Annotated in this window: 23 protein-coding genes and 1 pseudogene; 6 read left to right on the forward strand and 18 right to left on the reverse strand. The window is 71.9% G+C overall.

The features are described 5' to 3' along the window. Positions 1-2 precede the first annotated feature (2 nt). The 4 genes from ACQY0Z_RS07980 to ACQY0Z_RS07995 all read right to left on the reverse strand — a co-directional run bounded on the left by ACQY0Z_RS07980 (position 3) and on the right by ACQY0Z_RS07995 (position 4,184). The gene (locus tag ACQY0Z_RS07980) at positions 3-1,562 is read right to left on the reverse strand and encodes an SCO6880 family protein (protein WP_189896428.1); all 1,560 of its coding nucleotides are present in this window, start codon (positions 1,560-1,562) and stop codon (positions 3-5) included. Then, positions 1,559-2,887: a hypothetical protein gene (locus ACQY0Z_RS07985; protein ID WP_189896426.1), complete on the reverse strand. Its 1,329-nt coding sequence runs from the start codon at positions 2,885-2,887 to the stop codon at positions 1,559-1,561. The genes ACQY0Z_RS07980 and ACQY0Z_RS07985 overlap by 4 nt, the downstream gene beginning before the upstream one ends. Next, positions 2,877-3,677 carry a hypothetical protein gene (locus tag ACQY0Z_RS07990; RefSeq protein WP_189896424.1) on the reverse strand — a complete coding sequence of 267 codons (801 nt, stop codon included), beginning with the start codon at positions 3,675-3,677 and terminating at the stop codon, positions 2,877-2,879. The genes ACQY0Z_RS07985 and ACQY0Z_RS07990 overlap by 11 nt, the downstream gene beginning before the upstream one ends. A gap of 198 nt (positions 3,678-3,875) precedes the next feature. After that, positions 3,876-4,184 carry a hypothetical protein gene (locus ACQY0Z_RS07995; RefSeq protein ID WP_006136301.1) on the reverse strand — a complete coding sequence of 103 codons (309 nt, stop codon included), beginning with the start codon at positions 4,182-4,184 and terminating at the stop codon, positions 3,876-3,878. A gap of 351 nt (positions 4,185-4,535) precedes the next feature. On the opposite strand from ACQY0Z_RS07995, the gene ACQY0Z_RS08000 reads away from it, so the two are divergent. Further along, a complete protein-coding gene (locus tag ACQY0Z_RS08000) occupies positions 4,536-5,546 on the forward strand; it encodes a bifunctional lytic transglycosylase/C40 family peptidase (RefSeq protein WP_347224933.1) in 1,011 nt (336 codons plus the stop codon). Between the two features lie 209 nt (positions 5,547-5,755). After that, positions 5,756-6,463, forward strand: a complete 708-nt coding sequence (locus tag ACQY0Z_RS08005) for a phosphatase PAP2 family protein (RefSeq protein ID WP_189896423.1) — start codon at positions 5,756-5,758, stop codon at positions 6,461-6,463. 84 nt (positions 6,464-6,547) lie between these two features. On the opposite strand, the gene ACQY0Z_RS08010 is transcribed toward ACQY0Z_RS08005, so the two are convergent. Both ACQY0Z_RS08010 and ACQY0Z_RS08015 read right to left on the reverse strand, forming a co-directional pair. Beyond that, positions 6,548-8,092, reverse strand: coding sequence for an FAD-binding oxidoreductase (locus ACQY0Z_RS08010; RefSeq protein WP_439812015.1), 1,545 nt, complete (start codon positions 8,090-8,092; stop codon positions 6,548-6,550). Between the two features lie 117 nt (positions 8,093-8,209). Continuing rightward, the gene (locus ACQY0Z_RS08015) at positions 8,210-8,371 is read right to left on the reverse strand and encodes a hypothetical protein (protein ID WP_439813405.1); all 162 of its coding nucleotides are present in this window, start codon (positions 8,369-8,371) and stop codon (positions 8,210-8,212) included. A gap of 102 nt (positions 8,372-8,473) precedes the next feature. On the opposite strand from ACQY0Z_RS08015, the gene ACQY0Z_RS08020 reads away from it, so the two are divergent. Further along, the gene (locus ACQY0Z_RS08020) at positions 8,474-9,322 is read left to right on the forward strand and encodes a hypothetical protein (protein WP_189896409.1); all 849 of its coding nucleotides are present in this window, start codon (positions 8,474-8,476) and stop codon (positions 9,320-9,322) included. Between the two features lie 117 nt (positions 9,323-9,439). Further along, a complete protein-coding gene (locus tag ACQY0Z_RS08025; RefSeq protein WP_189896408.1) occupies positions 9,440-9,625 on the forward strand; it encodes a hypothetical protein in 186 nt (61 codons plus the stop codon). A gap of 37 nt (positions 9,626-9,662) precedes the next feature. Here ACQY0Z_RS08025 and ACQY0Z_RS08030 read toward each other — a convergent pair whose 3' ends face one another. After that, positions 9,663-10,085 carry a metal-sensitive transcriptional regulator gene (locus ACQY0Z_RS08030; RefSeq protein WP_163090955.1) on the reverse strand — a complete coding sequence of 141 codons (423 nt, stop codon included), beginning with the start codon at positions 10,083-10,085 and terminating at the stop codon, positions 9,663-9,665. A gap of 237 nt (positions 10,086-10,322) precedes the next feature. Between ACQY0Z_RS08030 and ACQY0Z_RS08035 the strand changes: the two genes are divergently transcribed. Together ACQY0Z_RS08035 and ACQY0Z_RS08040 are read left to right on the forward strand one after the other, a co-directional pair. Continuing rightward, the gene (locus tag ACQY0Z_RS08035; protein ID WP_026244101.1) at positions 10,323-10,943 is read left to right on the forward strand and encodes a DUF47 domain-containing protein; all 621 of its coding nucleotides are present in this window, start codon (positions 10,323-10,325) and stop codon (positions 10,941-10,943) included. A 7-nt stretch (positions 10,944-10,950) separates the two neighbouring features. Then, complete coding sequence (locus ACQY0Z_RS08040; RefSeq protein ID WP_189896406.1) at positions 10,951-11,949, forward strand: inorganic phosphate transporter; 999 nt, start codon at positions 10,951-10,953, stop codon at positions 11,947-11,949. 105 nt (positions 11,950-12,054) lie between these two features. Here the strand turns inward: ACQY0Z_RS08040 and pstB are convergent, their stop codons facing one another. From pstB to ACQY0Z_RS08095, 11 genes and pseudogenes are all read right to left on the reverse strand, one after another. After that, positions 12,055-12,831: a phosphate ABC transporter ATP-binding protein PstB gene (pstB, locus tag ACQY0Z_RS08045; protein ID WP_189896405.1), complete on the reverse strand. Its 777-nt coding sequence runs from the start codon at positions 12,829-12,831 to the stop codon at positions 12,055-12,057. 46 nt (positions 12,832-12,877) lie between these two features. Beyond that, positions 12,878-13,936 (reverse strand): phosphate ABC transporter permease PstA, encoded by a 1,059-nt coding sequence (gene pstA, locus ACQY0Z_RS08050; RefSeq protein WP_189896403.1) that lies wholly within the window; start codon positions 13,934-13,936, stop codon positions 12,878-12,880. After that, positions 13,933-14,937 (reverse strand): phosphate ABC transporter permease subunit PstC, encoded by a 1,005-nt coding sequence (gene pstC / locus ACQY0Z_RS08055; RefSeq protein ID WP_189896402.1) that lies wholly within the window; start codon positions 14,935-14,937, stop codon positions 13,933-13,935. The genes pstA and pstC overlap by 4 nt, the downstream gene beginning before the upstream one ends. A gap of 136 nt (positions 14,938-15,073) precedes the next feature. After that, positions 15,074-16,201, reverse strand: a complete 1,128-nt coding sequence (pstS, locus tag ACQY0Z_RS08060; protein WP_189896400.1) for a phosphate ABC transporter substrate-binding protein PstS — start codon at positions 16,199-16,201, stop codon at positions 15,074-15,076. 221 nt (positions 16,202-16,422) lie between these two features. Then, positions 16,423-16,842, reverse strand: a complete 420-nt coding sequence (locus ACQY0Z_RS08065) for an NUDIX hydrolase (RefSeq protein ID WP_189896398.1) — start codon at positions 16,840-16,842, stop codon at positions 16,423-16,425. A gap of 20 nt (positions 16,843-16,862) precedes the next feature. Beyond that, positions 16,863-17,837, reverse strand: coding sequence for a CHAD domain-containing protein (locus ACQY0Z_RS08070; RefSeq protein WP_381730283.1), 975 nt, complete (start codon positions 17,835-17,837; stop codon positions 16,863-16,865). A gap of 666 nt (positions 17,838-18,503) precedes the next feature. After that, positions 18,504-18,755 (reverse strand): annotated as a pseudogene (locus tag ACQY0Z_RS08075) (CHAD domain-containing protein); the annotation flags it as partial. Then, positions 18,736-20,970, reverse strand: coding sequence for an RNA degradosome polyphosphate kinase (locus ACQY0Z_RS08080; protein ID WP_189896396.1), 2,235 nt, complete (start codon positions 20,968-20,970; stop codon positions 18,736-18,738). The pseudogene ACQY0Z_RS08075 and the gene ACQY0Z_RS08080, both read right to left, overlap by 20 nt. A gap of 267 nt (positions 20,971-21,237) precedes the next feature. After that, on the reverse strand, positions 21,238-22,242 hold the full coding sequence (locus tag ACQY0Z_RS08085) for an ABC transporter permease (protein WP_439812016.1): 1,005 nt from the start codon (positions 22,240-22,242) through the stop codon (positions 21,238-21,240). Further along, a complete protein-coding gene (locus ACQY0Z_RS08090; RefSeq protein WP_254588280.1) occupies positions 22,239-23,120 on the reverse strand; it encodes an ABC transporter ATP-binding protein in 882 nt (293 codons plus the stop codon). The genes ACQY0Z_RS08085 and ACQY0Z_RS08090 overlap by 4 nt, the downstream gene beginning before the upstream one ends. After that, the gene (locus ACQY0Z_RS08095; protein WP_189896392.1) at positions 23,117-23,542 is read right to left on the reverse strand and encodes a GntR family transcriptional regulator; all 426 of its coding nucleotides are present in this window, start codon (positions 23,540-23,542) and stop codon (positions 23,117-23,119) included. The genes ACQY0Z_RS08090 and ACQY0Z_RS08095 overlap by 4 nt, the downstream gene beginning before the upstream one ends. Between the last annotated feature and the right edge of the window lie 64 nt (positions 23,543-23,606).

The raw sequence follows: 23,606 nt of genomic DNA on the forward strand, positions 1-23,606 counted from the left end.
CCCTACCTACGAATGCCGGTGGCGAACGGGAGAGTGTTCACGAACGCGCGGTGGTGCTCGCGGTCGCACCACTCCAGCTTCAGGTACGACTTTCCGGCCGAGGCCCGTATCGTCCGCTTGTCGCGGGCCAGGGCCTCGGGTGTGCGGGAGGAGACGGTGATGTAGCCGACCAGGTTGACGCCCGCGGCGCCGCTGGCGAGGTCCTCGCCGCGCTGGTCGAGCCTGCTGTGCGCGGCGACGTCGCGGGGGTCGACGGTGCGGTTCATCTTGGCGGCGCGGGACGCCTCCGCCTCGTCGTTGGTCTTCTCGGTGAGCATGCGCTCGATGGCGACCTCGGTGGGTTCGAGGTCCATCGTGACGGCGACCGTGCGGATGACGTCCGGGGTGTGGACGAGGAGCGGTGCGAGGAAGTTCACGCCGACCGGGGTCATCGGCCACTCCTTCACCCAGGCCGTGGCGTGGCACCAGGGGGCGCGGGTGGCGGACTCGCGGGTCTTGGCCTGGAGGTACGTGGGCTCCGTGGCGTCCAGCTCGGCCGGCCAGGCGTTGCGCTGGGACATCGCCTGGATGTGGTCGATCGGGTGGTCCGGGTCGTACATGGAGTGGATCAGCGAGGACAGCCTGCTCTGGCCGAGCGGCTGGCGTACGCGGATGTCGGCCTCCTGGAGCCGGGAGCAGATGTCGGTCAGCTCACGGGCCATGACGACGGCGAGGCCCGCGTCCCGGTCGACGCGTCCGCCGCCCTGGCTGCGCATGGCGCGGGCCATCGTGGTGGCCTCGGCGGCGAGTTCGCGGTTGTAGTGCATGCAGGCGACGAGGTACGCGCGGTGCTGCTCGCTGCTGGTCGACACCATCGACTGGAGTTGGTCGTACGACTGCTGGAGCCAGGCGGGCGCCTTGTCGTCGCCGCGGACGGCGACGTCCTTGGCGTGCGCGTCCGGGTCGGCGGGGAGGGTGCGGGCGAGCATCTGGATGCGGGTGACGAAGCCGTCGCCGTTGGCCACGTGCTTGAGCAGCGTGCCGAAGCGGTCGACGAGGGCCTCCTGGTCCTCGGAGTCGCGCAGGCCGACGCCGGGGCCCTCGATCTCGATGGCGGCGGTGACGGTCTTGCGGTCCGCGTGCAGCAGCACGGCGATCTCGTCCGGGCCGAACGGCGCGGACAGCCAGGTGATCCTGCCGATGCCGGGCGGCGGGCCGACCTCGATCTCGCGGCCGTCGAGCCGGGTGCCGGCCTCGATGACGCCGGAGCGGTAGGTGGCGCCGCGGCGCAGGGTGCGCTTGTAACTGCGGTTGATCTCGAACCATTTGTAGAACGTGCGGTGCTTGTACGGCACGTACACGGCGGCGAGCGCGAGCATCGGCAGGCCTGCCAGCAGCACGATCCGCACGGACAGGACGGGGACGAGGAGCCCGCACATCATGCCGAGGAACGCGCCGATGACGATGAGCGCGATCTCACCGGTCTCGCGATTACGGCCGACGATCGCGTTCGGCCGGGCGCGGCCGATCAGATACGTACGGCGGGGCGTGACCGTGGGGGACAGATGGGACTCGGTCGTCAACGCCCTTCACCTCCCGTGCGGTTGTTGCTGCTGTTGCGGGTGCCGGCGTGCGGGGTGTTCACCGGGCTGCCCGTCCGGGGCGGGGGCGCTGCGGCGGATCCGCCGCTCCCCGAGGGGCGGGAGCTGTGCGCGGCGACTCCCCCGGAGGCGGGGTTGGACGGGCGGGGCGCGGAGGACTGGCCTCCGCCGCCGTGGTTGTCGGCGCGGGTGCTGTGGGTCTTGATGCCCTGGGCGACCAGGGTGGCCGGGGAGCTGATCACGGCGGCGGCCTTGCCCTCGGCGCCCTGCATGATGCGGTTGTTGCGGGAGCCGGCGATCTCGTCGCCGAAGCCGGGGACGAAGCGGTAGATCATCGCCGAGGCGAAGATGGCCAGCAGGATGATCGCGAGGCCCGAGACCACGGCGGAGAAGGCGTCCGGGCCGTCGTCGGCGGAGAGCGCGCCGGCCAGCCCGAGCACGATCACGATGACCGGCTTCACCATGATCACGGCGATCATGATGCCCGCCCAGCGGCGGACGTGGCCCCACAGGTTCTTGTCGACGAGGCCCGCGTAGACGACGGTGCCGAGGAGGGCGCCGACGTAGAGCAGGGCGGCGCGGATCACCAGCTCCAGCCAGAGGACGCCGGCGGCGAGGATGGAGACGAGGGAGACGACGATCAGCATGATCGGGCCGCCGCCGATGTCGTTGCCCTTCTCCAGGGCGGCGGAGAACGTCCCGAAGAACGTGTCCGTCTGGTCGCCGGTCGCCTTCGCCAGCACGTCGGTGACGCCGTCGGTCGCGGACACGACGGTGTAGAGGATCAGCGGGGTGAAGGCGGAGGCGAGGACGGTCAGCCAGAGGAAGCCGATCGCCTCGGAGAGGGCGGTGGCGAGCGGCACGCCGCGGACCGCCCGCTTGGCGACCGCGAGCAGCCAGAGGAGCAGCGTGAGGATCGTCGACGCGGCGAAGACGACGGCGTACTGCTGGAGGAAGGTGTCGTTGGTGAAGTCCACCTTCGCGGTGTCCTCGACGGCGGCGCTGAGCTGCTTGACCGTCCAGGACGCGGCGTCGGCGCAGCCGCGGGCGAGGGAGGCGAGGGGGTCGAGGGCGGAGGTGGGGTCGTTGAAGGTGGAGCGCCCTCCACCGCCGCCTCCGCCGGAGCCGCCTTCGCCTCGTTCGCAGTAGTCCTTGGCGGGGCCGACGATCAGGTCGCAGTTGTCGTCCGACGGGGTCGGGGAGGGTGTGGGTGCCGCCGTGGCGCGGGTGGCCGCCATGAGCAGCGCGGCCTGCGCGGCTGTGACGGCCGTGGCCAGCTTGAGTACGCGGCGCGGGCTACCGGGCATAGGTGAAGCCTCCGTACTCCTGGACGGCCTTGGCCATCTCCTCGGCGGTGGACGCCTTGTCGTCCCCGGGGACGGGCGCGGGGCCGTCCTTCTGCGCGAAACTGTCGACCTTCCAGTCGCCGTCGGCCCAGCGCAGCTGCAGCGTCATGGTGAACCAGTCGCTGGTGACCGGGTTGGTCGTCTTCTCGCCTGCCGTGCCGAACACACCGGAGCACCAGACGTCGACGCCGGCCTCCGTGTCCGAGTAGCCGGTGACCTTGGTGCCGATCGGCATGGTGCGGGACACGTAGGTCTCGCCCGGAGCGGCGTTGCCGTTCTCGTCCAGGCCGATGCTGCTCAGGAACTCCTTGGAGTAGGCCTTGTCGAACCGGTCCTCGAGGGACGCCTGCTTGTCGGCCACGAAGACCTGGCGGACGATTTCGGCGCGCCGGTCCGGCTTGAGGATGTCGGCGGAAACGAGGGCCACCGCGTAGTTCGCCGCCGCACTCTCCGCCCCCTGCCGGTCGTGGGCGAAGCCCGCCGGGATGCCGGACGCGCCCGCCGCGACCGGCTTCTCGCCCGTCGGGGCCGTCGCCGCCGCCTTGGGCGCGTCGCCGCCCTCCTCCGCGTCGGAATCCCCGCCTCCACGGTTCGCGAAGGCGATCGCAGCGATGAGGAGGACCACCACGCCCACGACGGTGACCAGGCTGCGCGACGACGACCGGCCGTTTCTGCGCGCGCCGCCGTACGGGTCGCCGCTCGCCTCGGGCAGGCGGGTGCGGGTCCGGCCCGTGTCGTCTCCGAGACTCATGCCGCGTACGCCCCCTCAGCGTCGTGCGGGAACACCTCGTACTCCGTGTACTCCACGTACGACGGTAGCCGTACCGGCCGCCGCTCGGGCGTGGTGTGGTGACTGGACATCAGGGAAACGCAACCTCAGCCGGTGGGCACGACGGGCGGGTGGGATGGAGGGGGCCGGGCGTGCCCGGTCGGGACCGATGGTGCGGGATCAGACGGCCATGCCGTACACGATGGTGAACAGGGTGCCGAGCGAACCGATGATGAAGACGCCCGTGAGCCCCGCGATGATGAGGCCCTTGCCCTGTTCGGCGCTGAACGTGTCCCTCAACGCGGTGGCGCCGATGCGCTGTTTGGCCGCCCCCCAGATGGCGATGCCGAGGCAGATGAGGATGGCGACGGCCATGACCACTTCGATCATCACCTTGGCCTCGTTGCCCAGGCTGCCGAAGGGGCCCCAGTCCGGAGCGATCCCGCCGATGATGGTGTTGATGTCTCCCTCGTCGGCCGCAAAGAGCATGTAAGTCACCGCCCCTGTATGGGTAGTTCCGCATCCTCTGCGGGGGTGCAGAGGTCAGGCCTCATTGTCGCCGACGATGACGCCGTCGTATGTCGACTTGGCGTCATCAGTTGGCGGGTTTCGTGGGAATAGCTTGCCACCGGCGCGCGCCGGACTCCGGGAGGGGCGCGCTCCGAAGGGTGAAGAGTCGTATCGTCACTCTGTGTATCACGCTGGGTAACGCCGGGCAATGAAGCGGGGCTCGTTCCCGGTGGCGCGGACCGTGCATGTCGTCGTATCTGATCACTCCCGTTCGGCCGTCGCGCCTCTACACTGTCGGGCGGCGGCGGACTGCCGGACGGTGAGGGGTGGTTGACGGTGCGTAAGGTGTGGATCGGTGCGACCCTTGCCGTCGGATCCGCGCTCGCCTTCGTGATGCTGCTCGTCGTCGGGGTGTACGTCGTCGCAGGGAACCTGGTGAACGGGGTGGGCGGCGGCGCCGCCAAGTCCTTGGCCAAGGGCAGTGTGCCGGCGGCCTATCAGCAGCTCGTCTCCCGCTGGGGCAACCTCTGCCCCGCCATCAACCCGGCGTTGCTCGCCGCGCAGCTCTACCAGGAGAGCGGGTTCAACCCGAAGGCGCAGAGCCACGCCGCCGCGCAGGGCATCGCGCAGTTCATCCCCGGCACCTGGGCCGTCCACGGCATCGACGGCGACGGGGACGGCGACCGTGACGTGTGGGACCCGGCGGACGCGATCCCGTCCGCGGCGACCTACGACTGCACGCTCGCGTCGTACGTGAAGGACGTCGGCGGGAATCTGACCGAAAACATGCTCGCCTCGTACAACGCGGGGGCGTACGCGGTCATCAAGTACGGGGGTGTCCCGCCGTACAAGGAGACGCAGAACTATGTGAAGCGCATCCGCGAGCTGGAGAAGAGCTTCGCGGCTCCCGTGGGGCGGGTGGACCCGTCGCGGCAGGCGGCCGGGGCGATCGCGTTCGCGCAGAAGAAGCTCGGCACTCCTTATCTCTGGGGCGGCAACGGCACCGCTGACCAGGGCGGACGCTTCGACTGCTCGGGTCTGACCAAGGCCGCGTACGAGAGTGTGGGGATCACGCTGCCGCGTGTGGCGAACGACCAGTACAACGCGGGGCCGCATCCGGACCGGGACGAGCTGCTGCCGGGCGATCTGGTGTTCTTCTCGGACGACCTGACCAATTCGCGGGCCATCCGGCATGTGGGTATTTATGTCGGCGGCGGGTACATGATCGACGCGCCGCGTCCCGGCGCGGTGATCCGATTCGACCCGATCGACACTCCTGACTACTTTGGTGCCACCCGGGTCACGGAAGATGGCGCGAAAGCGCTCCCCACGACGGTGTGAGCGGAGCGACAGACACCCCCCTGAGCTGCGACAACGCATCTCTCTTCGATAACGTCTGCGTGATCTTTCGGTGGAGTGCGGAACGGATCGGCGGGGGCCGTGCGTTCCTGTTCTCGTAGCCGAGCGGACGAGCGGATCTACAGACCACGGGGGTGGCAGAACGGCGCGCGTCCGCGCGCCGGACGACTTGACGAAGGGGCCGCAGCACCATGGCTGGACTCGCCGATTCCGGGTCGAACCCCGACGTCGACCTGCTCTACGACATCAACGGCCTCGCCAAGGCCGCCCCACCGTGGTTCGACCACGTCATGGAGTTCGTCGGAGAGTACGGCGTGCTCTTCGGCCTGCTCGCGATGGTGCTGTGGTGCTGGTGGGGTGTGCGCAGGCAGGGCGGACCTGACGCGGCGTCATCGGTGGCGGCCCTGGTGTGGGCCCCGCTCGCGGCGGGCGTCGCCGTCCTGGTGAACGTGCCGATCCGTGGATTCGTCGAGCGGCCACGGCCGTTCAACGACCACGAGGGGCTCGAGGTGCTCGTCGACGGCAAGGACGACTTCTCCTTCGTGAGCGACCACGCGACGCTCTGCATGGCGCTGGCGGTGGGTCTGTTCCTGGCCAACCGGCGCTTCGGCCTGGTGGCCCTGGTGCTGGGCCTGCTCGGCGGTTTCATCCGCGTCTACATGGGCGTGCACTACCCGACCGACGTGGTGGGCGGCCTGGCGCTCGGCACCGCGGTCGCGCTGCTGCTGTCGCCGCTCGCGATGGCGCTGCTGACGCCGCTGATGCGGGCGGTGGAGCGGTCGCCGAAGGCCGGCTGGCTGGTGTCCGCCCGGCCGCAGGGCCAGCGCCGGCGGGTCGCCGAGCGCAGCCGGGGCAGTGCCGCCGGCGCCGGTCCCGAGGAGCGGGACCTGGCGGCCTGACGACAACACACGTACGGCGAGGGCCCGTGATCTCCGTCCCCTTGAGGGGCGGGTGGTCACGGGCCCTTCGTCTGTCCGCGGGGCTCAGAGCGCCTGCGGGGTGGTGAAGACGCGGCCCGGGTCGTAACGCCGCTTCAGGCGGGACAGGCGCGGGGCGGCGTCGCCGTAGTAGGCGCGGCGCCAGTCGGTCAGGTCGGGGTCCGTGTAGTTCTGGTAGGCGGCCCCGGACGCGTGCGGACGCAGCGCCTGGTGAGTGGCCGTCAGCCAGGATCGGATCGCGGCGCCGTCCGAGCTCCCGGGGTTCCAGGAGGCGAGGTACTGGGCCAGCACGCGGGAGCGGCGGTGCACGAACGCCGTCGCGGTGGGCGCGACCCGGTTGACGGCGCCGCCGAGCGCGGTGAGCGCGATGCTCGCCGAGCCGCCGCCGGCCGCCCGGATGCGGTCGAGCAGGGTGGTGATGCCGGCGTCGTCGAGGGGACGGTCGTAGAAGTCGGAGCGAGCCGCGTACGTCTCGCGGGCCAGGGCGCCCTCGGGGCTGAGGCCGGGCGTCCCGCCGGGGAGCCGGCACTGCTCGTCCGTGAACGAGGTGCAGCCCGCGTACAGCTCCATCGACTCCTGGTACGAGCGGCGGCGCAGCAGGACGCTGCTCGCGGAGGCGCCGATGCGGTCGGCGAGCCGGTCGACGGCGTTCTGCAGTTCGCCGTAGGCGCCGAGGGAGAAGGCGGCGACGGAGACGGAGGGTCCTGCGCCGGTGTTCTCCAGGTGGAGGGCGGACCAGATCTCGTCGGGCTGGTCCGGGCCCCACTCCTGCCAGGCCGCGACCACGGCGGCCGCCCGCTCCCACGGCCAGGTCAGATAACCGGTGACGCTCTGCGGGGCGGGGTGGGTGCGGAAGCGGAACTCGGTGACGACGCCGAACTGGGCGTTGCCCGCGCCGCGCAGCGCCCAGAACAGGTCCGGGTGCTCGGAGTCGGAGGCGGTGAGCTGTCGGCCGTCGGCGGTGACCAGGGTGGCCTCGGTGAGGCTGTCGCAGGTCAGGCCGTAGGCGCGGGAGGTGACGCCGTGGCCGCCGCCGAGGGTGAGGCCGGAGATGCCGACGGTGGGGCAGGAACCGCCGGGGACGGTGAGCCCGCGGGCGGCGAGCGTGCGGTAGACGTCGATCAGCTTGGCGCCGGCGCCCACCACGGCCGTGTCGCCCTCCACGCGGATGTGGGCCAGGTCGGACACGTCGACGATCAGCCGTCCGTCGCCGGAGGACCAGCCCGCGTACGAGTGGCCGCCGCCCCGCACGGCGAGCGGGACGGCGTGCTCGCGGGCGTGGGTGAGGGCGGTGCGGATGTCGTCGGCGTGCCGGACATAGGCGACGGCGGCGGGGCGGAGGCTGTCGAAGCGCGTGTTGTAGAGGCGGTGCGCGGTGGTCCAGTCGGCGTCGCCGGGGCGCACCAGGCGGCCGTCGAGGTGCCCGGCCAGGGCGGTCCAGTCGGCGGGCGTCGCGGGGCGCGGGGTGCGGGACGGGGCGCGGGACGACGGGACGCGTGAAGTGGGGGGTGCGGGCCGGGGTTCCGAGGACGTGCACGCGGAGGCGGTGAGCGCGGCGGCGGCGCCGGCGACGAAGGTGCGGCGGTTCACGGGCGGCCTTCCGGACGTCGGGTGGGGGACGGCCTGTCACGGCACCCGGGAGCGGCGGACCGCACGAGGTCTCAGGACCGGGCGCCGGGCCATTCTCGGCACCCCGCCAGGGCCGCGTCACTCCCCCGTGTGGTTTTCGGCGTCCCTGCGGGCCAGGCTCCTGGCTCTGCGGGCCGGGCCGCGCCATCCGCAGGTGCAGCGGGCCGTGCAGAAGGGACCCTGCTCGGTGGTGGTCGTGACATGGGGCTGGGGCTCCGGCGCGTCGTCCTGGTGCGGCACGCCGCCCACGGTAACGCCCGCCGGGCCGCGTGACGGGGCCCCTGACCCGTCGTTAAGGGCACTGACAGCGGCCCGTGTCGGACGGAGCGGGGGTAGACGGGGATGACGCGATCGAGACAGCACAGGCGGACGCACGGCACGACGGCCGTGGCCGGGGTCGTCTGCTGTCTCGGGCTCGGCCTCGGTGCTGCCGGGTGCGCGGGCGGTGACGCCGTCGCGCAGGGGCCGCCCGCCGGAGATCCGGTCCAGGTGCTGCGCACGGCCGCCGACGCGCTGGTGGAGGCCGGCACCTCCCAGGCGCGCACCTCGCTGGAGATGGCCACCGGAGGCACCCGGGTCACCATCCGGGGCGAGGGGGTCTACGACTACCGCAGGCGGCTCGGGCGGCTGAAGGTGCGGCTGCCGCAGGACCCCGCGGGCGCCGCCGACCGCCGGCCGATCACCGAACTGCTCGCCCCCGGCGCGCTGTACATGAAGAACCGGGGCGCCGGGGTGCCGGCCGACAAGTGGGTACGGGTGGACACCGCGACGCTGTCCGACGGGAACCTGGTCACCGGCGGGGCGACCGATCCGTTCGCCGCGGCGGAGGTGCTGCGCGGGACGCGCTCGGCGGAGTTCGTCGGGCGGACCGAGGTGGCGGGGGCGCGGGTGCGGCACTACCGGGGCACCGCCGACCTGGACGCGGCCTCGCAGGCGGCGTCGGAGGGCAACCGTGGTCCGCTGGGCGCGGCGGCGGAAGGGTTCGCCACGGCGCGGGTGCCGTTCGACGTGTACCTCGACGACGACGGGCGGATCCGCAAGATCCGGCACCGGTTCAGCTTCGTGAACGGCGAGCGGCAGGAGCCCGTCGCGGTCGCCTCCACGACCCTGCTGTACGACTTCGGCGCCCCCGCCGACGTGCGGCTTCCGGCGGACGAGGACATCTACGCCGGGCGGATCGCCCTGGAGTGAACGGCGCCCGACGGCCGGGGACGGGGTCCGTGGTGGCCGGGCCGAACTAGCCCTTCCGTGCCATGCGCGGCCCGTAGGGCGCTCCCTACTCTAGGAAGTCGGTGACGACAGAGTGAGGTGAGGCGCGTGGCTCCGCTCGGGAGGGGGACGGTTCCGGTCCAGGATCACGTGGCGCTCGCCGAGATCGAACTGTGCGGCGAGCTGATCATCGCCGCGTCCAACGCGGAGGACCGGCTGAGTCTGGAGAGCATCGACGAGGTGCTGCGGGTGGCCGAGGCTCGCACGGACACCGCCGGGACCTGAGGCCCCGGCTCCCGCGGAACGGACCGGATCCGGCCGGTCAGGTCCGCAGCATGCGGGCGATGGCCTGCGTGGCCTCCTTGACCTTCGCGTCGATCTCGTCGCCGCCCTTGACGGCCGCGTCCGCGACGCAGTGGCGCAGGTGCTCCTCCAGCAGCTGCAGCGCGAACGACTGCAGCGCCTTCGTGGAGGCGGACACCTGGGTGAGTATGTCGATGCAGTAGACGTCCTCGTCGACCATCCGCTGCAGTCCGCGGATCTGGCCCTCGATACGGCGCAGCCGCTTGAGGTGCTCCTGCTTCTGGTGGTGGTACCCGTGTATCCCGCGGTCGTGATCGGTCACGATGTCCGTTACATCCGTCACATCCGCCGTCTCCGGGGTGCCCGCGGCGGGCGCGGTGTCCACGGCGCCGTCCGCGTCCGGCGAGGAGGGCGCGTGCGCGCCGGTTCCGGTGGTGGTCATCGCGTCCTCCTGGTGTCCTGATGGGCGCTATATACCCCTGGTGGGTATATGTTACCGAACTTCGCCGGTCCGCGGATGGCCGGTCCGCGCCGGTCACGGGATCCGCCGGACCGTACCTGCCGCCCCCGTACTCATCACTCTGCCCGATGGGCGACACTGGGGGGCGGCCGTTATTGGTGGCCGGATGATGCGCCTAGCATCAGCCTGACCGAAACCGACGCATACCGAGGACCCCACGTGCGCTTTCGTCTGACCCCCAGGGAGACGAGCTTCTACGACATGTTCGCCGCGTCCGCGGACAACATCGTCACGGGCTCCAAGCTCCTGATGGAACTGCTCGGGGCGGACACCTCCGCCCGGGCCGAGATCGCAGAGCGTATGCGGGCCGCGGAACACGCAGGTGACGACGCCACGCACGCGATCTTCCACCAGCTGAACTCCTCGTTCATCACGCCGTTCGACCGCGAGGACATCTACAACCTGGCGTCCTCCCTCGACGACATCATGGACTTCATGGAGGAGGCCGTCGACCTGGTCGTCCTCTACAACGTCGAGGAACTGCCCAAGGGCGTCGAGCAGCAGATCGAGGTGCTGGCGCGGGCCGCGGAGCTCACCGCCGAGGCCATGCCGCACCTGCGGACCATGGAGAACCTCACCGAGTACTGGATCGAGGTCAACCGGCTGGAGAACCAGGCCGACCAGATCCACCGCAAGCTGCTCGCCCACCTCTTCAACGGCAAGTACGACGCGATCGAGGTGCTGAAGCTCAAGCAGATCGTGGACGTGCTGGAGGAGGCGGCGGACGCCTTCGAGCACGTCGCGAACACGGTGGAGACCATCGCGGTCAAGGAGTCCTGAGCCCTTCATGGACACCTTCGCTCTGATCCTGACCATCGGGGTCGCGCTCTTCTTCACCTACACCAACGGGTTCCACGACTCGGCCAACGCCATCGCCACGTCCGTCTCCACCCGTGCGCTGACGCCCCGCGCCGCGCTCGCCATGGCGGCCGTGATGAACCTGGCCGGCGCCTTCCTGGGGTCCGGGGTCGCCAAGACCGTCAGTGAGGGGCTGATCGAGACGCCCGAGGGGTCGACGGGGATGGGGATCCTCTTCGCGGCCCTGATCGGCGCCATCGTCTGGAACCTGATCACCTGGTACTTCGGTCTGCCCTCGTCGTCGTCCCATGCCCTGTTCGGCGGCATGGTCGGCGCCGCGCTGGCCGGCGGGACGACGGTGTACTGGCACGGCGTCGTCGACAAGATCGTCATCCCGATGTTCGTGTCGCCGGTGGTCGGTCTGATCGCCGGTTACCTGGTGATGACGGCGATCCTGTGGATGTTCCGGCGGGCCAACCCGCACAAGGCGAAGCGCGGCTTCCGCATCGCTCAGACGGTGTCCGCGGCCGGCATGGCCCTCGGCCACGGTCTCCAGGACGCCCAGAAGACCATGGGCATCGTGGTGATGGCCCTGGTCATCGCCGACGTCGAGGACTACGGCGACCCGATCCCGGTGTGGGTGAAGATCGCCTGTGCGCTGATGCTGTCGCTCGGCACCTACGCGGGCGGCTGGCGCATCATGCGCACCCTCGGCCGGAAGATCATCGAGCTGGACCCGCCGCAGGGCTTCGCCGCCGAGACCACCGGCGCGTCGATCATGTTCGGCTCCGCGTTCATCTTCCACGCGCCGATCTCCACCACCCATGTGATCACCTCCGCGATCATGGGCGTGGGCGCCACCAAGCGGGTCAACGCGGTCCGCTGGGGCGTCGCCAAGAACATCGTCCTCGGCTGGTTCATCACCATGCCGGCCGCCGCCCTGGTGGCCGCGGCCTGCTTCGGTCTGGTGCATCTGATCGCGCTGTAGCCGGCGCGCCGGCACGTACGCGTGGAAGGGCCCGCCCCCGTTGAGTGGGGGCGGGCCCTTCGTGCCTCGCGGCGGCACCGCCATGCAGCGTCGCGAGGAGCCGGATCAGCCGAAGCGGCCGGAGATGTAGTCCTCGGTGGCCTGGACCGACGGGTTGGAGAAGATCCGCTCCGTCTCGTCGATCTCGATCAGCTTGCCGGGCTTGCCGACCGCCGCCAGGTTGAAGAAGGCCGTGCGGTCCGAGACGCGTGCCGCCTGCTGCATGTTGTGCGTCACGATGACGATCGTGAAGCGTTCCTTCAGCTCGCCGATCAGGTCCTCGATGGCGAGGGTGGAGATCGGGTCCAGGGCGGAGCACGGCTCGTCCATCAGCAGCACGTTCGGCTCGACCGCGATGGCCCGCGCGATGCACAGGCGCTGCTGCTGGCCGCCGGAGAGGCCCGAGCCGGGCTTGTTGAGCCGGTCCTTGACCTCGTTCCACAGGTTGGCGCCCCGCAGGGACTTCTCGACGACGTCGTCCAGCTGGGACTTCTTGTACTTGCCGTTCAGACGCAGGCCCGCCGCCACGTTGTCGTAGACCGACATGGTGGGGAAGGGGTTCGGGCGCTGGAAGACCATGCCGACCTCGCGCCGCACGGCCACGGGGTCGATGCCCGCGCCGTAGAGGTTCTCGTCGTCGAGCATGACCTTGCCGTCGACCCTGCCGCCCGGGGTCACCTCGTGCATGCGGTTGAGGGTGCGCAGGAAGGTCGACTTGCCGCAGCCGGAGGGGCCGATGAAGGCCGTCACGGAGCGGGGCTCGATGGTCATCGAGATGTCCTCGATGGCCAGGAAGGATCCGTAGTAGGCGTTGAGGCCGCTGACGTCGATGCGCTTGGCCATGGGTATCACTGCTTCTTTCGGGTCGCCGACTGTGCGGGGGAGCCGGTCAGCGACCGGTCTTCGGGGCCTTCCAGCGGGCGATGCCGCGGGCCGCCAGGTTGAGGATCATGATGAACGCGATGAGCGTCAGGGCCGCCGCCCAGGCACGGTCGTACGCCGCCTCGGAGCCGTTGGTGTACTGCAGGTAGATGTACATCGGCAGGGAGGCCTGCGGGTCCTGGAACGGGTTGGCGTTGATGAAGTTCGTGCCCCACACCAGGAGCAGCACGGGGGCCGTCTCGCCGGTGATGCGGGCGATCGCGAGCATCACGCCCGTGGTGATGCCGCCGACGGACGTCGGCAGGACCACCTTGAGGATGGTGCGCCACTTGGGGACGCCGAGGGCGAGGGACGCCTCGCGCAGCTCGTTCGGGACGAGCTTGAGCATCTCCTCCGTGGAGCGCACCACCACCGGGATCATCAGGATGGACAGCGCCATGGAGCCGGCGAAGCCGGAGTAGCCCATGCCGAGGATCAGGATCCACAGGCTGAGGACGAACAGGCCCGCGACGATGGACGGGATGCCCGTCATCACGTCGACGAAGAAGGTGACGGCCTTCGCCAGCCGGCCCCGGCCGTACTCCACCAGGTAGATCGCGGTGAGCACGCCGACCGGCACGGAGATCGCGGTGGCCAGGCCGACCTGCTCCAGCGTGCCCAGCAGGGCGTGGTAGATGCCGCCGCCCGGCTCGGTGTCGGCGACCACGCCCATGGAGTGCGTGAGGAAGTAGCCGTCGAGGACCTCGATGCCCCGCTTGACCGTCTCCCAGGTCAGCGACGCGAGCGGGATCACCGCCAGCAGGAACGCCACCCACACCAGGCTGGTCGCGGTGCGGTCCCGGGCCTGGCGGCGCCCCTCGACCTTGGCGGACACGGCGAACGAGCCGCCGACGAACAGCAGCGCCGCGATCAGCGCCCACTGGATGTCGCTCTCCAGCCCGGCCGCGGCGCTGATCCCGTACCCGAGCGCGGCGGAGGCGCCGGCGACGGCCCAGGGGAACCACTTCGGCAGGGTCGCCCCGCGCAGCGAGCCGGACGGGCGGGTGTCGTGCAGTGCGTGGGTCATGCGTTGGCCCCCGAGTACTCCTTGCGGCGGGCGATGATCAGCCGGGCCGCGCCGTTGACCAGCAGCGTGATGACGAACAGCACGAGACCGGAGGCGATCAGCGCGTCCCGGCCCATCTCGGTGGCCTCGTTGAACTTGCTGGCGATGTTCTGGGCGAAGGTGCCGCCGCCCGGGTCGAGCAGGCTGGCGCTGATCGTGAAGCTCGGGGAGAGCACCATGGCGACGGCCATCGTCTCGCCGAGGGCGCGGCCGAGGCCCAGCATCGACGCGGAGATCACGCCGGAGCGGCCGAACGGCAGCACCGACATGCGGATGACCTCCCAGCGGGTGGCGCCGAGGGCCAGGGCGGCCTCCTCGTGCATCCGCGGGACCTGGCGGAACACCTCACGGCTGACGTTGGTGATGATCGGCAGGATCATCACCGCCAGCAGGATGCCGACGGTGAACAGCGAGCGCGGGGCGCCGTCGTTCCACTCCAGGATCCCGGTCCAGCCCAGGTAGTCGTCGAGCCAGCCGTACAGGCCGTCCAGGTGCGGCACCAGGACGAGCGCGCCCCACAGGCCGTAGACGATGGACGGGACGGCGGCGAGCAGGTCGATCACGTAGCCGATGGGGCCGCCGAGGCGGCGCGGGGCGTAGTGCGTGATGAACAGGGCGATCGCGACGGCGACCGGCACGGCGATGACCATCGCGATGACCGACGACACGACGGTGCCGAAGGCCAGGACGGCGATGCCGAACTCCGGCGGGAGGCCGCTGGGGTTCCACTCGAAGGTGGTGAAGAAGTTGGCCTCGTCCTTGGATATCGCGAGCGAGGCGCGGTAGGTGAGGAAGGCCGCGATGGCGGCCATCAGCACCAGGACGAGGATGCCGGACCCCCGGGACAGCCCGAGGAAGATCCGGTCGCCGGGGCGGGTGACGCCGCGTGCGGCACTGCTGTCCACGGGCGCGGCCGGGCCGGGCGCCGGCGGTGCGGCGGGTTTCTGCGTGGTGGTGTCCATCGGGTTCTCCGGTCTGCGGAGCCGTCGGGCGGCCGGGCGGCTCGGTCGGAGCCGTCCGGAACCCTGGGGGCTCCTGTGGGCGGTGCACCGGACGGTGCGGCCCGGCCCCGGATCGGGCGCGGGCCGCACACTCGGGTCAGCTGAGGCTCGAGACCGTCTCGCGGACCTTGGTGATGATCTCCTGCGGCATCGGGGCGTAGCCCGCCTCGGCGAGCTGGCCCTGACCCTCCTCGGAGGCCATGTAGTTCAGGAAGGACTTGGTGGCGGGCAGGGTGTCGGCCTTGTTGCCCTTGTCGCAGACGATCTCGTACGTCACCAGGACGATCGGGTACGCGCCCTCGGCGGACGGGGTGTAGTCCAGCTCCAGCGCGAGGTCCTTGCCGGTGCCGACCACCTTGGCGGCGCCGATGGCGGCGGTGGCGTTCTCGATGGTCGCCTTCACCGGCTGGGTCGCCTCGGTCTTGATGTCGACGGTCTTGATGCCGTCCGAGGCGTAGGACAGCTCGAAGTACGAGATGGCGCCGGAGGTCTGCTTCACCTGCTGGGCGACGCCGGAGGAGCCCTGCGCGGACTGGCCGCCCTCGGCCTCCCAGGACTTGCCCGGCTCGTACGTCCAGTCCTTGGGCGCGGCGGCCTTCAGGTACTTGGTGAAGTTGTCCGTGGTGCCGGACTCGTCGGAGCGGTGGAAGGCCTGGATCTTCAGGTCGGGGAGGTCGGCGTCGGGGTTGAGCTTGGCGATCGCCGGGTCGTTCCACTTGGTGATCTTGTTGTCGAAGATCTTCGCGAGGGTCGGGGCGTCCAGGGCGAGGGTGTCCACGCCGGGGACGTTGAAGCCGACCGCGATCGGGCCGCCGACCATGGGCAGGTCGATGCCCTGGCCGTCCGTGCACACCTTCTTCGACGCCTCGACCTCGTCGGGCTTGAGCGCGGAGTCCGAGCCGGCGAACGCCGTCTGGCCCTGCGTGAACGCGGTGATGCCCGCGCCCGAGCCGGTCGGGTTGTAGTTGATCTGCACGTCCTTGCAGGCCGCGGTGTACTGCTTCACCCAGGCGTCGATGGCGTTCTTCTGAGCGGAGGAGCCGGACGCCTGGAGCTGGCCCTTGGCGTCGCCGCAGTCGATGTTCCCGGCCTGCGCGGTGGCGGAGGCGTCGCCGCCGTTGCCGTTGCCGGTGTCGTCGGAGCCGCACGCCGTGAGGGCCAGGGCGCCGGTGACGGCGAGAGCACCGAGAGCGAGGGCCCGCCGGTTCATGCGCTGAAGCTTCACTTGTGTTCCTTCCAGTGGCCGCCGTCCTGAATTCGGCGGCGTGCGAAGTGTGGTGAGGCGGGGCGCCTCGTCCTGTAAGGGTTCCTGTACGGGTTCCTGTACGGGCGGTCCGCACCGCGTAAGGCCGAAATTAGGCAGAAGAGGTGAAGCGGCCGAAGGGCGTACATGAACGAGGGGTGAACCCCTGAGGACGGTGCGGTGAGGTGGCGGCGCGGGCGCTTTCAGCGGGCCGGGCGGAGGGTGGCGAGGAGGGCGTCCACCAGGCCCGCGTCCATCGGCGAGGTGAGGCGGCGGCGGGCCTCGTCCGGGGGGAGCCAGAGGATGCGGTCGACCTCCTCGTTCGGGGTGAACGTGCCGGAGACCGCCTCGGCCGCCCAGTAGCGGACCCGCTTGGGGCGGCCGTGCGCGAGGTAGCGGGTGCTGGGCAGCTCGACGGACGGCACGGCGGTGTACCCGGTCTCCTCGGCGACCTCGCGCAGGGCGCCCGCGAGCGCGTCCTCGCCGCGCCTCAGCTTGCCCTTCGGCCAGGACCAGTCGTCGTACTTGGGCCGGTGGACCAGGCACAGCTCCAGCTCGCCGGTGACGGGCGAGCGGCGCCACAGGACGCAGCCGGCTGCCTCGATCGGTGGGATGGTGCGCACCGGGGCCTCCCCGTGTCGTTCTACGGTGTGCCGGCGGGCGGCTGCTGCCAGGCACGCTGGAACGCGTACCGCGCCGCCTCCACCTCATGCCGCTGGCCGGCGTGGAGCACGCCCAGCGCGTACGCCGTCGCCGGGGCGATCCTCGGCGTGCGGGCGGCCTGCGCGGCGGCGGCCGCGGCCTCGGCGGCGTCGCGATGCCGGTCGAGCGCCTGGCCCGCGGCGCGCAGCCGGGGGTCGTCGCCCGCGGCGGGGTCCAGCACCTCCTGCGCGTACCGGTGCAGGCGCAGCAGCAGCCGCACCTGGTGCCAGGGGGCGTCCTGCGGGTGCGGGGCGGGGTCCGGCGACAGACCGTGCACCAGCGCCTCCGCGTTGTACGGACTCCCCGCCGTGACCAGCGGCAGCGCGGCGACGGCGTCCACGAGCCGCTCCCGCGCGGCCTCGGCGAACGGCCGCAGATCGGGATCCCCGGCCCGGCTTACCAACGGCACCTCACTGGCCAGCACGGCCACCTGATCGACGACGGCATGGAACCGCGCGGACCCGAGCGCCTGCAGCGCGGCGGAGTGCGCCCGCGTCCGGGCAAGGGTGAGCTGCCGCTCGAGCAGGGCGGAGGCTTTGGCGGCGCCGATGGCGAGAGGTGCGCTGTCGCGGCGTGGCTCGGCGGTGCGGGCACGGCTCCCCGGGCGCGGGCCGCCCGCCGCGGAAACGCTCCCTGGACGGTCGGGGGCACGCGTGTCGCCCTCCGCGCGCCGGACACCGGCGGCACCGGGCTCACTCCCGGGACGCCGGTCGGCCGGGGCCGAGGCCGGGGCCTGGGCGGTGGCGGTCACGGCCGCGGCGCGGGCCGCACGGGGCAGTGCTTCGGTCGCGCGGACGGCGCGAACAGGGGACTGCGCGTCGGACGCCGGGTCGGCATGACGGGGGACGTCCGGCGGGGTGCCGTCGGCCGGCGCGGGTGTACCGGGGGCGCGCGGTGCGGGCCGGGTGGCCGGCACACCGAGGCCGCGGGTCGAGGACGGGCCGTCTGCCGCTGGAGCCGCGGTGCGCGCGGGGCCGGTGACGGGTGCTCCGAGGCCGCGTGCCGGGGCCGGCGTCCCACGGAATCCCTCGGCGGACGGCGCGGGCGGCTCGTCCGCTGCGCCGTCGCGTGCCGCGGCGGAGGCGGGCCCTTCGGGGGTGCGGGGGGCGGTGGTGTGGTCCGGCGGGCCTGTTGTGAGGGACCGGGGGCGCGAAGGCTCGTTGTCGTCGTGCGTCGTGGAGGTGGGCCCTTCGGGGGTGCGGGGGGCGGTGGTGTCGTCCGGCGGGCCTGTTGTGAGGGAGCGGGGGCGCGAAGGCTCGTTGTCGTCGTGCGTCGTGGAGGTGGGCCCTTCGGGGGTGCGGGGGGCGGTGGTGTCGTCCGGCGGGCCCGTCTCGAGGGACCCGGCGGGGCTCAAAGGCTTGCCCGCCGCGGACGCGGGCCCGCCGGGCATCAGGGCCACGCTTCGCGGGCCTGTCCCGGGCGCGCCCGTGTGCCCGCCTGCGGAGGTGCCCGTGAGGGCCGGAGCTCCGTCGGAGGCGGGTGTCCGGCGTGCGGGACGCCGGGGTGAAGGGGGCGTGTGGCCCGAGAGGTGGTGGAGGGCTTGCTGGAGGCGGAGCAGGCGGGTTGTGCAGGCGTCTTCCTGGGAGAGGGTGCCCGAGACCCAGGCCAGTTCCGGGCCCAGCCTCTGGGACCAGGCGGGGTCCAGAGCCGGCTGGAAGGTGTAGAGGGCCGCGCTGATGCGGCGGGCCGCGCGGCGCAGGGCGCGGGCCGCCTCCGCGGAGTCCTCCGGCGTCGCCGCGCCCCGGTTCAGGCGCAGCGCGCGGAGGAACTCGGTGGCCCTGGCCCGCAGATGGCGGGCCAGGACGTCCGCGGGATCAGGGTGCCGCTGTGCCACGCCGGCGCCTCCGGGCGTCAATGAGCATCTCCTGGATGTTCCGCAGGGGCTGGCCGTCCGCGTCCGTGGAGTGCCGGGTCCACTCGCCGTCCGGGCCGAGGTGCCAGGACGCCGTGGTGTCGGACATCCCCGTCTCCAGCAGCCGGTTGAGGGCGGCCCGGTGCGCCGGGTCGGTGACCCGCACCAGCGCCTCGATCCGCCGGTCGAGGTTGCGGTGCATCATGTCGGCGCTGCCGATCCACACCTCGGGCTCACCGCCGTTGCCGAAGGCGAACACCCGCGAGTGTTCGAGGAAGCGGCCGAGGATGGACCGTACCCGCACGTTCTCCGACAGCCCCGGCACGCCGGGCCGGATCGCGCAGATGCCGCGCACCCAGATGTCGACGGGCACGCCCGCCTGCGACGCCCGGTAGCAGGCGTCGATGACGGCCTCGTCGACCATCGAGTTCACCTTGATGCGTACGTACGCGGGCCGCCCCGCGCGGTGGTGCTGCGCCTCCTTGTCGATCCGTGAGATCAGCCCGTCCCGCAGGGACTTGGGGGCGACGAGGAGCCGCCGGTAGGTCTCGCGCCGGGAGTAGCCGGAGAGGCGGTTGAACAGGTCGGACAGGTCCGCGCCGACCTGTGGGTCCGCGGTGAGCAGCCCGAGGTCCTCGTACAGCCGGGCCGTCTTCGGGTGGTAGTTGCCGGTGCCGACGTGGCTGTACCGCCGGAGCGTCTCGCCCTCCTGACGGACCACCAGCGACAGCTTGCAGTGGGTCTTCAGGCCGACCAGGCCGTAGACGACGTGGCAGCCGGCCTCCTCCAGCTTCCGCGCCCACTTGATGTTGGCGTGCTCGTCGAAGCGGGCCTTGATCTCCACCAGGACGAGGACCTGCTTGCCGGACTCGGCGGCGTCGATGAGCGCGTCGACTATCGGTGAGTCGCCGGAGGTCCGGTACAGCGTCTGCTTGATGGCCAGCACGTCCGGGTCGGCCGCCGCCTGCTCCAGGAAGGCCTGCACGGAGGTGGAGAAGGAGTCGTACGGGTGGTGCAGCAGCACGTCCTTGTTGCGCAGCGCGGCGAAGATGTCCGGCGCCGAGGCGGACTCCACCTCCGCCAGGTCGCGGTGGGTGCCGGCGACGAACTTCGGGTACTTCAGCTCCGGCCGGTCCAGGCTGTGGATGCGGAACAGACCGGTCAGGTCGAGCGGGCCGGGCAGCGGGTACACCTCGGCCTCGGAGATCTTCAGCTCGCGCACGAGGAGGTCCAGCACCTCGCGGTCGATGGACTCCTCCACCTCCAGGCGCACGGGCGGCCCGAAGCGGCGCCGCATCAGCTCCTTCTCCAGGGCCTGGAGGAGGTTCTCCGCGTCGTCCTCCTCGACCTCCAGGTCCTCGTTGCGGGTGAGCCGGAAGGCGTGGTGCTCCAGCACCTCCATGCCCGGGAACAGCTCCTCCAGGTGCGCGGCGATGACGTCCTCGATCGGGACGTAGCGGCCGGGGGAGGACTCCAGGAAGCGGGACAGCAGCGGCGGCACCTTCACCCGGGCGAAGTGCTTGTGCCCGGTGACCGGGTTGCGCACCACCACGGCCAGGTTGAGCGACAGCCCCGAGATGTACGGGAAGGGGTGCGCCGGGTCCACCGCGAGCGGAGTCAGCACCGGGAAGATCTGATGCCGGAACAGGGTGAAGAGGCGGGCCTGCTCCTTCTCCGTGAGCTCGTTCCAGCGGACCAGGTGGATGCCCTCCTCCGCGAGGGCGGGGGCGACGTCCTCGTGGTAGCAGGCGGCGTGCCGCGCCATGAGCTCCCGGGATCGGGCCCAGATCATCTCCAGCACCTCGCGCGGCTGGAGGCCGGACGCGGAGCGGGTGGCCACGCCGGTGGCTATGCGCCGCTTGAGTCCCGCCACCCGGACCATGAAGAACTCGTCCAGGTTGCTGGCGAAGATCGCGAGGAAGTTCGCACGCTCCAGCAGCGGCGTCTCGGGATCCTCGGCCAGTTCGAGCACCCGCTCGTTGAACGCCAGCCAGCTGCGCTCGCGGTCGAGGAAACGGCCCTGCGGCAGCGGGGCGGCGCCGTCGGGCTGCGCCTCCTCGTAGCCGTCCAGGTCGGCGTCGATGTCGGGTTCCAGGTCGGACACCGTTCCGGCCACGGTGTGCGGCCGGTGCGCGGCGATGGAGCCCACGGAGGGCTGCGAGTGCTGGACCTGTGCCTGGGTGTTGGGCTGGCTCATGACCCCATTCTTCCGCGCGAAGGGCGTCACGGGCTCGTCGGAAAGCGCGGGTGGGAGCGGCGGTGGCCCTGAGGCGCTCCCGTACCCCCCGTTCACCCGGCGGGGTGAGGGCTCTGCCGCGGCGGGATGCATTCACCGAGCGTCGCAAGGCTGTCTGAATCCGTGGTTACGGCGACATGACGTCCAGGGCAGCGGGCGGTGGCCCGCGGGGTGTTCACGACAAGAGGGGGCGTGCATCACAGGCACGCCCCCCGGTACGGGGACGCGTCAGCCGCGTGTTGTCCCGGTCGTGCGGCGCAGCACACGGAAGGCCGCGTACGTCAGCAGGCCGGCGACGGCGAGCAGGATGCCCGTGGCGACCAACTGGAGCGGCCAGTAGTGCGAGGCGGGGTGCAGGTCGCGGTAGAAGGCGGTGGCGCCCATGTCGGCCAGGGTGTCGCGGCAGCCCTGCATCCGGCTGGTGAGGCACGGGGCCGCCGCCCGGCCGCCCCCGGCGGTCAGCACCCCTTCGCCGACGTGGAGGCCGCGCCCGAGCGGTCCCTCGTCCAGGGCGGTGACCCGGGTCACGGACGGCCAGAGGTACGGCAGGGCCGCGTGCACGGCGCCCCACAGCACGCCGACGGCGACCGCTGCTGCGGCCAGCGCGGCCATGGCGCGGCGCAGCACCAGCCCGGCCAGCGCGCCCGCCGCGAGACCGGCCAGCGCCAGGCCCACGGGGACGATGCCGTTGGCGTGGAAGGTGGCCGCGTCGTACCAGAACTTGGCCGTGTCGATGCGGTCCCTGCCCGTCTCCCAGGCCCAGCGGTGCAGTGCCGCCAGCAGACCCGTCCCGGCGACCGTGAGCACGGCCGGGAGGACCAGCCGGGACGCCAGCCAGCGGGCCGGGGAGACCCCCTGGGTCCAGGCGAGGCGGGCCGTGCCGGACTCCGTCTCGCGGCCCACGAGCGCGCCCCCGGCCCAGGCGGCCACCAGGAACGGCACGGCCAGCACGGCGAACGTCACGTAGTTGTAGACGTCCTTGTAGAGCAGGATGGCGCTCTGGTCGTAGGAGCAGCGCGGGGTGAACCCGCAGGCGTTGTACGCCTTCCACGCCGCCGCGGACGCGTCGGTGAGCGGTCCGCCGAGCCACACCAGGGCCGCCGCGGTGAGCAGCACCAGCGCGCCGCCGCCGATCAGGGCCGAGCGGTGCAGCCGGGCCAGCCAGCGCCACTGGCGGGGGACGCCGGCGGGGCGGGCGGCGGGCGCGGCCGGGGCGGTGAGGGCGGCGGTCATACGGCGGCCTCCAGAATCTCGGGCGCGGGGGCCGGGGCCGTGGGGTTGCGCAGGTAGGACAGGACGAGTTCCTCGAGGGACGGCGTGTGGGTGCGCCAGTCGTCGGAGAGCGGCCCGGACGGACGGATCACCGCGCTGAGCTGGCGGCCGGTGGTGCGGGACTCGACGACCTCGTGCGGGGCGAGGTCGGCCCCGGCGGGGGCGGTCACCCGGGTGTGGGCGGCCAGCAGGTCGTCGATCTCGCCGGAGAGCCGGACCTGGCCGCCGCCGATCAGCAGCAGGTGGTCGCAGGAGTCCTCCAGCTCGGCGACGACGTGCGAGGACATCACCACGGTGGTGCCGTGGGCGGCGGCCTCACCCATCAGCAGGCCCATCAGCTCGTGCCGGGCGAGCGGGTCGAGGTCGGCCATCGGCTCGTCCAGGAGCAGCAGTTCGGGCCGCTTGCCCAGGGCGAGGGCGAGCGCGACCCGGGTGCGCTGGCCGCCGGAGAGGGCCCGGATCCGCCTGCCCGGGTCCAGGTCGCCGCCGGCCACGGCCCGGTGCGCGGTGTCCGCGTCCCAGCGGCCGGGGTTGAGATCGGCGCCCATGCGCAGCGTCTCGGCGACCGTGAGCTGCGGGTACAGGGGCTTGTCCTGGGCGACGAAGCCGACGCGGGGGCGGGCGGCGGCCGGGTGGGCGCCGAGGACGCGGACCGTGCCCTCGGTGGGCGCGAGCAGTCCGGCGGCGAGGGCGAGGAGCGTGGACTTGCCGGCGCCGTTGGAGCCGACGACGGCGCACACGCGTGCGGCGGGCAGTCGGAAGGAACAGTCGCGCAGCGCCCATGCACGCCGGCCGAAGCGCTTGCCGAGCGCGTCCGCCTCGAGGGCTGGGACGGTCATGAGGGGTCTCCCTGTGGGGTGTGCGCGGGCGCGGCGTGCGCGGCCCGCTCCGGGTAGTGCGTCTCGAGTACGGCGGTGAACAGCGCGGCGACGTCCTCCCGCTCCAGGCCCGACTCTCGCGCCCGGGCCGCCCAGTCCTCCAGCTCCGCGCGCAGCGGGGAGTCGGCGGGGGCCGCGCCGAGGGAGCGGCGCACGAAGGTGCCGAGGCCGCGCCGGGCCTCGACGAGGCCCTCGCGCTCCAGCTCCCGGTACGCCTTGAGCACGGTGTTCGGGTTGACGGCGGTGGCCTCCACGACCTCGCGGGCCGTGGGGAGCTTGTCGCCGGGGGCCAGGAGGCCCAGGCGGATCGCCTGCTTGGTCTGCTGGACGATCTGGACGTAGGTGGCCACGCCGCTGCGCCGGTCGATGCGGTAGTCGACCACTCGACAACCACCCTTTCACTAATTGAGTAGTGAAAGGGTGGTGCATGCGTGGTGCGAAAGTCAA

Source organism: Streptomyces sp. P9-2, assembly GCF_051903975.1.
Taxonomy (GTDB): domain Bacteria; phylum Actinomycetota; class Actinomycetes; order Streptomycetales; family Streptomycetaceae; genus Streptomyces; species Streptomyces cellulosae.